Source organism: Mesorhizobium sp. P2_D1 (genome assembly GCF_056404455.1).
The window spans coordinates 1-10,816 of the sequence record NZ_JBFUDZ010000095.1; the positions used below are offsets into that span (position 1 = coordinate 1).

General features: G+C 58.8%; 5 protein-coding genes. 3 read left to right on the plus strand and 2 right to left on the minus strand.

Annotation, left to right across the window (positions count from 1 at the left end; translation table 11 throughout):
* Together AC1D0I_RS31550 and AC1D0I_RS31555 are read right to left on the minus strand one after the other, a co-directional pair.
* On the minus strand, positions 1–1,106 hold a 1,106-nt coding region (locus tag AC1D0I_RS31550; RefSeq protein ID WP_477400052.1), incomplete at its 3' end, for a DUF4347 domain-containing protein.
* A 94-nt stretch (positions 1,107–1,200) separates the two neighbouring features.
* Positions 1,201–1,515 (minus strand): hypothetical protein, encoded by a 315-nt coding sequence (locus AC1D0I_RS31555; RefSeq protein WP_477400054.1) that lies wholly within the window; start codon positions 1,513–1,515, stop codon positions 1,201–1,203.
* A 1,102-nt stretch (positions 1,516–2,617) separates the two neighbouring features.
* Here AC1D0I_RS31555 and AC1D0I_RS31560 point away from each other — a divergent pair.
* The 3 genes from AC1D0I_RS31560 to AC1D0I_RS31570 all read left to right on the plus strand — a co-directional run bounded on the left by AC1D0I_RS31560 (position 2,618) and on the right by AC1D0I_RS31570 (position 10,670).
* Complete coding sequence (locus tag AC1D0I_RS31560; RefSeq protein ID WP_477400056.1) at positions 2,618–6,394, plus strand: glycosyltransferase; 3,777 nt, start codon at positions 2,618–2,620, stop codon at positions 6,392–6,394.
* Positions 6,395–6,405: 11 nt separating this feature from the next.
* Entirely contained in the window at positions 6,406–8,988 is a 2,583-nt protein-coding gene (locus tag AC1D0I_RS31565) for a tetratricopeptide repeat-containing glycosyltransferase (protein WP_477400058.1), read from the plus strand.
* Positions 8,989–9,056: 68 nt separating this feature from the next.
* Positions 9,057–10,670, plus strand: a complete 1,614-nt coding sequence (locus tag AC1D0I_RS31570) for a discoidin domain-containing protein (RefSeq protein ID WP_477400060.1) — start codon at positions 9,057–9,059, stop codon at positions 10,668–10,670.
* Positions 10,671–10,816 lie beyond the last annotated feature (146 nt).

Below are 10,816 nucleotides of genomic sequence, written 5' to 3' on the forward strand. Positions count from 1 at the left end.
GCACCGGTCGGGCCGCTCGCGCCAGTCGCACCGGTCGGGCCGCTCGCGCCAGTCGCACCCGTCGGGCCGCTCGCGCCAGTCGCACCCGTCGGGCCGCTCGCGCCAGTCGCACCGGTCGGGCCGCTTGCGCCAGTCGCACCTGTGGCTCCGGTCACACCTGTGCCGGTAGCACCCGTGGCGCCTGTCGCTCCGGTTGCACCCGTGGCTCCGGTCGCACCCGCGCCGGTCGCTCCCGTAGCGCCGGTCGGGCCCGCCGGGCCCGTCGCGCCAACTGTACTGGTGCTGAAGCTCCCAACATCAAATAGATTGCCCCCGGATCCATTGGAGGGACCCGCTGCGAAATTGTAAGTATTACCGGCGCCTGGAGTAAGTGTGCCGTATAAATTGAAGCCGGCGTCGTAAATCACATAAGTATGAGTTTCATTTGGTATTGAAATAGTTACCGCAAATTCGCTGACAACGCCATTACCCGATTGAGGCAGTGGAAAGCTGCCAACCAACACATCAGGATTTGCTGTTGTATCTATTAAATAGTAGGTGTTAATGGTTGCGGAGCCATTCTGAACAGTCAAGTTGCCAGTGAGTGTCAGATCAACCGCCAGCACCCCGGCGTAACTTGCCATTCCATCCGGGGTCAGCGGCGGCGGCGTGGGCGCGCTTGCACGTGCGGACAGTTCCCAGGAGCCGCCCAGGGCGGCTGCACCAACCAGCGATCTTGATGCACGGACATCCGCGCCGACGGCCTCTTCCAGCGCCGCCACGAAGGTCTCGCCCGCATCCCCCGACGCCGTCTCGCAGCTCCACAGCCGCAGCTCGCCGTCCGCGGCAAGCGCCCTGCCGATCGCGGCAAAATCGTCAGCCGCTTCCTTCAACGTCCCGGCCGACCACTCTCCTGAAGTGAAGCCAACCCGGCCAGGTGCGCCATGTGCCATGATATGGATCGCATCGAGGCTTTCGTGCCCTGCGAGCGCGGCAGCGATCTGTTGTGCGGCCGGCCGGCGGCCATCGAGCACGACAGCCTGGACTTGCGGTCGCACGTTGCCGAGAACCGTCTCGAGGTCGGAGACTGAAGGATCCACGAAGAGAATTTCAGAGGCACGGGCCATGACTGGCTCCTGTTGGCTTCGAATTCGATTCAAGGGGAAACCGCCCACCGGCTTGGCCGGCGAGCGGTCGTAGGGAGAAGGAGCACGGGCGCCGTCATCTTCCGGACGGGCCGACGGCGCCGTCGGGATGTTTGACAGCGGGGCTCTCTACGCGGAGGAAGCTGCAGGCCTGGAAGTTTCCGCCATCTTCAAACGTGCCAATCGCAAATGCGCCGGCTGCGGCCGGAACCTTGACAGTGAGAGCGACGGCGAGGCTTCGCTTGACGGCTTTGGGAAGAACGACCTGACCGACGATGGCGTTCTTGGCCGTGTCCAGAATAAAATAAGGCACGTTTTCGGTCGTATCGCCGATAGGCAAGACGCCTCTAACGGCGACTTCCATGACCGCAAACCCTGCTATGTAGCTCATCGTTGTTCTCCTCGGTCGGCGGCGGCTGGGCCACCTGCTTCTCTTGTTCGTACCCTTAGGTTCAATCGCTGGTTTCAATTGCCTCCGAGCGCACGCGCTCGCCGAAGCCGTTCGCGGCTGCTATCGGCCCCGCGCGCATCCGCGTATGACGGGCAGGTCTACGAGGCGGGCGTGCAAGGCTTGACGGCCTCTTCGTCACGCTCGATCGAACGGCGCGCCACTTGTCTTCGCTGAGGTGATTGAGAGGCCCGCGGGCACGTGGGCGTTCCCTGCCGGCGGCCGGCTGCGGATGATTGAGGGGGTGATCGAAGCGGGCGCCCGCGTCGCGGCCGCATCGTTTCATACGCGGTATCACACCTACCACAGCCAACTCCCGTTACGCGTGTCTCGATTTCTCGACGACGACTTGCGAGGGAACCGACTGCTAGCGAGGGAACATCGGGTTGGGAAAACGCTGGCCTTGAGTTCAAGGCGTCACGACGTCTTCACTTGCACGCCACCGCACACTCTATGCGCCCTCACGCACGAAGTGACTTGCTCCAGACACTCTCCAGGCTGACAGACTGCGCAGACCGACAGGCCTCCTGCCCGGTCCACGGCTACCCTCCCATGCACAAGACATTAGTAAAATCTAAAATTAGCAAGTTGTAAATAACCCTGTTATCAATTTGTTAATTGTTGACCACGGGTAACTACTTTTCGGTCGACATCTACATGGCGCTCGTGGGCCAAACCCTTCGAAAAATCCGAGGCTTAAAGGTGCCCCCTGGTTCGCGTCGTGCCCTCGAAATCACGGCGAAGTGAGCGATCGACCCGAACGGAGCGTTTGCTCGCCAACGGCTGGTTCAGCGGGACGGCGAGACCCTTGCGGCGGCGGACAGCGCTAGCTAACAATGGATAGCGTGGGGGTCGCGTTTGCAAAGGAAGGGACGAACTATCCTTTGCACACGGGTCATGCGAATGGCCGAGGCAGGGGGGTATTGCACATGGGGCATGAAGGTCGGACAAATCCGCATCGGAGCGGATTGCTGCCCCAGACGGCACGACGGCATAAAAGTGACCGCCTCGACCCGCAGTTATCCGGGGAGCAGACAGTCAGCATATGACAAGCGGCAAGCGCCTCTGTCTCAACATGATCGTCAAGAACGAGATGGCAAATCTCGAGCGCTGTCTCGGCGCAGTTGCGAGCCACATCGACTGCTGGGTCATCGGCGATACCGGCTCGACCGACGGGACACAGGATTTCGTCAAGTCGTTCTTCGCCGCACGCAACCTGCCAGGTGAGCTGCACGAATTTCCATTCCACAATTTCGAGCAGGCGCGCAACGCCGCGCTCGATCACGCCTATGCCTCGCCGCTCGCTTATGACTATCTGCTGTTCGACGACGCCGACATGGAACTGATGGTCGAGGATACGGGCTTCCGCGAGGGGCTCGACGGTCCAGGCTACCGGCTGCTGCAACGCTCGGATTCAGGCCTCGCCTATTGGAACACGCGCATTGTCAGGCGCGATGCTGGCGCACGCTACCGTGGTGTAACCCACGAGTATCTCGACGTGCCCGGCGGCGTGCAAGAACTACGCAGCGCCTGGTACAAGGACCACGCCAGCGGCTCGAACCGGGTGGACAAATTCGAGCGCGATGCCAGACTTTTGCTGGAGGCCCTCGAAAAGGATCCGGATAATCAGCGCTACTGGTTCTACCTGGCGCAATCCTACCGCGACGCCGGGCGGACGGCGGAGGCCGCGGTGGCATATGCCAAGCGCGCCGCGATGGGCGGCTGGGACGAGGAGGCGTGGAACGCCCGGCTGCAAGAGGCGCGCTGTCTGCGCACGCTTGGCGACGAGGCTGGCTTCATCGGCCAGGCGCTTGCCGCCTTCAATCAGCGGCCGCAACGTGCCGAGCCGCTCTATGACCTGGCGCGGTTCTACCGCGAGAAGGGGATGAATGACGCCAGCGTGCTGTTTTCGGAAGCCGGGCTGGCGATCAAGCGACCCGACCAGGACATCCTGTTTATTGAGGACTACGCCTACACGACAGGCCTGCTGGAGGAGTACGCGATCGCGGCAAACTACGCGCGCGATCCCGTGCGCAAGGACCGCGGCTTCGCGGCGTGCAACTGGCTGGCGCTGAACCGGACCATCGCCGATGGCCCCAGGGATCTGGCGTGGTCGAACCTGTTCTTCTATGTGCAGCCCGCCAAGACGGTGATGCCGTCCTTCAGCGCGCGTCCGGTCGGTTTCACGGCGCCCGACGGCTATCGGCCGTCAAACCCGTCGGTGACCCGGTGGGGCGGCCAGATCGTGCTGTTGCAGCGGACGGTGAATTTCACCCGGACCGAAGACAACCTTCGATACGACACGCCGGACGGAGTGCCGGTTCACACGCGCAATTTCCTGCTCCGATTGAGCGCTGAACTCGCCATCCAGTCCGCGAGCGAGATTTTGCCGCCGGCCGACATGCCGGAACTCGCGCGCGACCGCGATCTTGAGGATATGCGCCCGTTCGGCTGGCGCGATGCGCTGTGGGGCGTCTCGTGCGTGCGCGAACTGAAACCGGAGGGTCAGTGCGAACAGGTCATCGCGCGCATCGACGAGGGTGGCGCCAGCCGGCTGACCGACTGGCGCGTGCTCCATCCGGCAGGACCGCGGGTGCACGAGAAGAACTGGATGCCGCAAGTCAAGCCTGCCGCAGGCGGCGAGAAGCTGCAATTCATCTGTTTTGGTGACTCCCTCCGGATATTGGACGAGCATGCTGCGACCGTCCTTGAGACGTCTCCCGCGATCGCGACCCATAAGTTCGGGGGAGGAACTCAACTGATCGCTTTCGCCGGCGGCTGGCTGACATTGATTCAGGAAGTGCAATGGAGGTTTGCGGAGAAGCTCCATTGGTGCATGCATCGGTTCGTCTGGTTCGACGAAACAAGCGTTCTGCGAAAAGTGAGCCGTCCGTTCTTCTTCAACAAGAAGGGCCCTGAATTCGCTGCGGGTCTAGCCTGGCATCCGGATGACGCGCGTTTGCTGATTTCTTACGGTGTGGCCGACAGCGAGTCCTGGATCGCGACTGTCGATGCGGGTGAGGTCCAGGCCTTGCTGGAGGATGTGGATAGCCTGCCATCGGGTGTGGCTGACACAGCGTCCGGGCTGACGCTGTCGTCGCCGGCCTCGCGGCTCCAGCCAGATTATTCAGCGCATACCGCTCCTCCAACGGAAACGCGGATGAAGCCTGACCGTGATGGCGCGGCGGGGGACAGAAGCGGGGTGCTGGTCGAAGCCATCGCCTCCGGCCGCGTGAAGTCAACGGAGGAGTTCTTCTATGAGCTTGCGCCGTTTCTGCGCGACGTCGATTCTCCGCGGGAGCGGCGAGAACGATCGCGCCAGTTCGACGCGCGGATCGATCCCTTCCTTGGCAGCGACGACACCGCACTTCCCCAGATCAATTGCTTCTATCAGGTGATGTCCGACAAGGCCGAGCATCGTACCCTGATTGCCGCCACAGCGTCGATGCGAGCGGCGGGTCATCCGGTGCGGGTGTGGAGCTATGCACCGGAGAAGCTCGAATTCCTCATCCCGCATGGGATCGAAATCCGCAATGCCGACGACGTCATGCCGCGCGCCATGTTCGAGCGGATCGTCGCCGGCTCCGAGATCAGGTATTTCAGCGACGTCTTCCGCTACGCCGTGCTGTACGAGCATGGCGGGCTATGGATGGATTGCGATGTCGTCATGCTGCGGCCCTTCCCCTTCCGCGGCGATCATTTCTTCAATCTGCAATGGCGGGGAGCGCACAAGGGCCACTTCATCTGCGGCAACGTCATGTATGCCCAGCCCTACAGCCGCCACCTGAGGGCGCTCTACGAGATTTCGATCGAACGTTTCCATCATGCCGACGGCAAGGAGTTTGGAGATATCGGCCCCAAGCTGCTGTCTGACTATGTTGCCTCCGATAGGGGATCCGAACTGCAGGAATGGGTGTTCAGCCCGATGTTCTTCAACACGATCGATTGGACTGAGATCGACCGGTTCGAGAAGCCAATAGCGGAACTGGCTGACTATCTGAACGATGATCGCGTAGTCGGCCTCCATCTTTGGACGGCGCGAAACGACGCTCAACCGGGCGGCGAAGGGGCGCCGCTGATCTCTCAGCTGATCAGCCCGCTCGACAGTTTCCCCACATTCACAAGTCTCGCCGACCGCTTCAACACCGACAAGAACCGGCACACCGGCAACCGCCATTGCTACGCAAGGATTTACGATCGCCTGCTGTCGGCCCGACGGCTGTCCATGCGGCGGCTGATGGAAATCGGCCTATACAATGTTTTCAGGGAAGGCAGCCAGACCGAGATGCCTTCAGTCAGCCTGTGGCAGAGCTATTTTCCGTTCTGTCAGGTGATCGGCGTCGACTTGACGAATTTTTCGCAGCTCAACGACGAAAGATTCAAATCATTCGTCTGCAACCAGTCCAAGCTGGACGATCTGCGCGGCGTCGCTGCGAAGGTCGAACCGGGATCGCTCGACGTGATCATCGACGACGGCAGCCACGCCTCGTTCGACGAGCAGTTGACGCTCCGCGAGTTCTTCCCGCTGCTCGCCGAGGGTGGCTGGTACTTCATCGAGGACCTCGATTGGCAGCCGCCGGGCGAGGACGCCGGCAACATCACGCTTACCAAGAACCTGCTGCGGGAGATCCAGCAGCATGGCAGCGGGCGCTCGCTCGATCCGCTGGGTGTGAACGCGCTTGCCGATCAGTTCGCCGAGATCCTGTTCTTCGACAGTCACTATGAGCTGAATCGGGCAAGGCTGCTCGGTGGCCTGGTGGCTATCCGCAAGGGCGCGTCGGGCCTGTCCACCAGGCGAGGTGTATCATCGCACGTTGAGTGAAGGGGCTTGATTTGAAAGTTGCGGTCTACACCATCGCCTTGAACGAAGCCGCAAACGCGGAGCGCTGGGCCAATTCGGCCGTCGACGCCGACTATCGCATTGTGGTCGACACCGGCAGCACGGACGGCACAGTGGAGCGACTAACCGAGGCGGGGGTGACAGTATACAGGATAGCAGTCCGCCCTTGGCGCTTCGACGACGCCCGCAACGCCGCCATGGCCCTGATCCCGCCTGACGTTGATGTATGCTGTACGATGGACATGGACCGGTTTCTTGCGCCTGGCTGGCGGGCGAAGCTTGAGGCTGCCTGGACCCCCGAGACGACAGCCCTTTACTGCCAGACGATCTACAGATCGAGTGTCGAGGACCCGACACCGCTGCGAAGCTGGCCGGCGAAGAACTTTCACCATCGCTGGGGATATCGCTTCAAGCGGCCCGTCCACGAGGCTCTGGTCTTCACCGGAGAGAGGGAAGTCACCACGAACAGCAGTGAGATCGTCATGTTCGAGGTGCAGGACCTCGCCAAGCCAACAAGGAGCAACTACCTGCCGCTGATGGAAGTGGCACATAAGGAGGACCCCGGCGACGCTCAAATATGCTTCTGGCTCGGACGGGACTTGATGTGGGCCAACCAGCCAGAGCGGGCCGTCCAACTGCTTGAGCACTACCTTGCATTGCCGACAAGCACATGGGGCGAAGAACGCTCCGAGGCAATGCGCTACATCGCGCGCATGCAACCGGAGCAGAAATTGTCCTGGCTGGACAAGGCACGGATGGAGGCCCCCCATCGGCGCGAAATCTGGCTTGACATGGCCGAAGAGTTCCATGGCAAGGCCGACTGGCTGAACCTGCTCTGGGCCTGCAGCAATGGGATCGAGAAGACGCGCCGCACCGGCAGTTATCTGGACGAAGCGCATTGCTGGGGGGCCCGGCTGTACGAGCTTGGCGCCACGGCAGCATGGAAACTCAATTCGATGGATCAAGCTGTGGAATGGGGGCAAAAGGCGGTCGAACTGGATGCCGGCAATCAGCGGCTCAAGAACAATGTGGATTTCTTCATCAAACACCGACTGCGGCTTGCGCGCAGCCACACGAGCGGTCCGTCTTTCAAACCCGCGCGGTTGTTCACAGCGTTCGGCACTGTGCTGTATGTCGACCAACCTACAGGCGAGCTGCGACACGGCCCCGTCGAAAGCGTCCCGGCAAACGTTTTCTTTGAACCGGAGATGAGTTTGGCAGGCGCATACCGGCAGGGTCGGTTGCTCAATGCCGGCATCGGTTTGCCCGAACCGGTCCTTTGCTTTCATGACGCCTGTTTGACCGCCTCACAGGCGAAACGGCAGAATCGGCCAGCAGATGCGGATGCGCTCGAATTGATCCCCCTCGAACGTGGCTTGCTGGCACTGRGATCCGGTGGCGTGTTTCTGTCGGCCATACCTAATGGCCACGTGGAACTCAGGGCTCCTGTTTGCAGCACTTGGGAATTGTTCATCGCTTCGGAAAACTGGTGCACGGAAAGCAGCCGGGAGACCATCCGATGGCGAACCGACCACGCCGATTTCGACAAGAGCCGGATTCAAAGCCACTTCGTCCATCCCACCATTCGAGCTGCCGCAGACACGCTGTCCCACGCTCCCCGCAAGGCCGTCATCTGCGACATCGGCTGGCTATCGTCCTATCTTGCAGACGAGCACTTCTATTTGGTTCGGCTATTGAATGAAGACTATGACTTCGACATCATAGATTGCAGATCGACGGACTTTGCCGCCGAAAGCACAATAGAGCGCCTGAACTCATATTCGGCTCTCTTGATAGCCTACCAGGGTGGCATATCCATACCTCTCGATGCTTTTTTAGCACTTAAATTTTTGAAAATAGACGACCTTGTAAGTTACAATCCAAGCTATGACACTTTGCTGCGCTCCCTTGTCGCTTCATCCGATGTCGTCATAAGCCCATATGCGTACGAGTTTCAGAACCACTTCACCCATCGTGCAGTGAACTGGGTTCCATATTCGTCGGCGATGGAAGGCTGCAAAGGCTTCGAGCGTATCGTGTTCAATGAAACGCCGATTTCCAAGGTGCTCGTGTCGGGAAGCATCGCGGCGGATCGACCTCTGAGGAAATATGCGGCCGGTCTCGATCCCAGCAAGGTGGCCGTATTGGATCATCCTGGCTACGCGGGAAAATACAACGACGACAGCCCGGCCATTGTTAGAGTACGATACTACGAGGAACTCTCAAAATACCTTTGCTGCTTTTGCGATGGCCATTCTTATCGCTACATTCATCTCAAGAATTTTGAAATCGCATCGGCAGGTTCATTGCTTTTGACCGATCGCCTGATCGAAAAGGAAATGAACGAACTCGGTTTCGTGGATCACGAAACATGCATTTTTGCTGCGAAAGAGGATCTTCTGGAAAAGGTGGATTGGATTCTGGACGACCGCAACCGGCCCGCTGTGGACGAGATCAGATCCGCCGGAATGCGTCTTGTCAAAGCAAGGCATATGACGCGGCACCGCGCGCTTCAGATCGACAATTTGGTCAATTATTATGTGCTTGGTGCCGGATCTGGTGATCATTCAAGGTAATCTATGCGCGAATTTCCCAATTTTTCACCGAAGTGGAGAAGACAGACTTTCTTAGAAAGTGTAACGAAATGAGTCAGGTGTCGTCGGAACACTACTTTGCGCGCAAGCGTGTCATTGCCTTAAGGCATCGAGGCAATGTAGCGAACAAGATGATTCAGTATATGGGCGCTTTGGCAATGTCTAGGCGCATTGATGAATGCAGCGTTGTTGGCGTTTCGATCCCGGAATGGGGCATTGAAATTCCAGACGATACGCAAAGTCAGATTTTTCTTGACAACATAGATTTGTGGACTTGGGATGCCTTTCGACCTCACGTTGGTGAGATTTGCCGTCTTGCGAACAGAAGCGAGTCGGTGCGAATAATGATGGCTGACCATCTGCAGAGGATGGAGTTCCTTGACCCACCTCAAGCTTATCACTCACTTTTTCCATACAGCTCTCCGGAACGGAAAATTGGCGAGGGTGATCTACTAATCAATATTCGAACTGCTGAAATCCTACAAGGCATAGCTCACTATCCGCTTCTTCCGATAGATTTCTATGAGGATGTGGTCGCTTCGACGGGACTGAATCCGGTGTTTGTCGGACAGCTCGGCGATTCAGAGTATGTACGACAACTTAGATCTCGTTTCCCAAAAGCTGTCTTCTACGACAGCCAAGGAGCCAGGGCCGACTTTGATTTGATTCGTTCAGCAAAGAACATTGTCGTTGCGGTCAGCACGTTCTCCTGGTTAGCGGCATGGCTTTCCCAAGCGCAAACGATCTTCCTTCCGCTCAGTGGTTTCTACAACCCGGCGCATCATCGCGAGGTCGATCTGCTGCCGATCGATGATCCTCGTTATAGATACTTTCTATTTCCGTTGAACTATGGAATTCCGGAGGAACAGAGCCTGGAATACCATCGCCGGATATCAGGTAGATGGAAAGAGATATCGCGCAATCAGGTTGCTCTACTGAAGACTTCCGCTCCATTCCTGCGTGTGCCGAGAGAAAATTACGACAGCGGCTTGCCGTCGAGAACCGCGCAGGGGTCTGCCATCACCTTCGATTCCATCTGGTACGCACATCGATACATCGACGCTGCAATGGAGATAAGCGAAGGGTGGTTCGAGGATCCACTGCACCACTATCTCGAAGTTGGTAGGCTGCGGGGCTACCAGCCGGTTCGCCAATTCGATGGACATCCTCCCATAGATCTTTCGATGCCCAACCTCGCGCTCAAAAAGCGAGCGACACAAAGTTCGTTGAGCCAGTGGTCCGTTGGATCGACCCTGGAGGAAGACGCCGGGAATGCAGTAAATGGCAATCCAGCAAAAGCGCTTGGATTTCATACTGAAAATATCGAAACCCCGTGGTGGATGGTAGACCTTGAAGAACCCTCTCAAGTGTTCGCCATTCGCATATTCAACCGAGACCGCATTCCCGAATGGATGCAGCGCCGAACGTCGCCCATTGTAGTCGAAGGCTCGAATGACGGCGAGCTCTGGAAGCTGATATTCAGCACTGAGCCCGGTCAAATCTTCGGCGGATATAGCGCAGGAATGCCACTGGTGTGGTCCTCTGCCTCACCTGTGGAAGCACGCTACGTTCGGATTTCGATCCCTCGCAAGGAGTATCTCCATCTTTCCGAGGTGGAGATCTACGGTCTTCAACAACGCACAATCCGCCGGACAGGTGAATGACACGCGGTTTCCGCGCCCGGCAGATCAGTCGTCGGTCTGAAGTGGAACAAAAAATGCAATTCGGGCGGCGGTCGTTGCCATGCGACTCCCGCGGTCAAGTCCTTTCCTTGGGCACTAAGAAGTAGTTGTCATCCATAGGCAGGGAT

Bases quoted from the DNA above. Each gene is read 5' to 3' on its own strand.
- AC1D0I_RS31560 (WP_477400056.1), top strand. From the start codon at position 2,618: ATGACAAGCGGCAAGCGCCTCTGTCTCAACATGATCGTCAAGAACGAG.
- AC1D0I_RS31555 (WP_477400054.1), bottom strand. From the start codon at position 1,515: ATGAGCTACATAGCAGGGTTTGCGGTCATGGAAGTCGCCGTTAGAGGC.
- AC1D0I_RS31570 (WP_477400060.1), top strand. From the start codon at position 9,057: ATGAGTCAGGTGTCGTCGGAACACTACTTTGCGCGCAAGCGTGTCATT.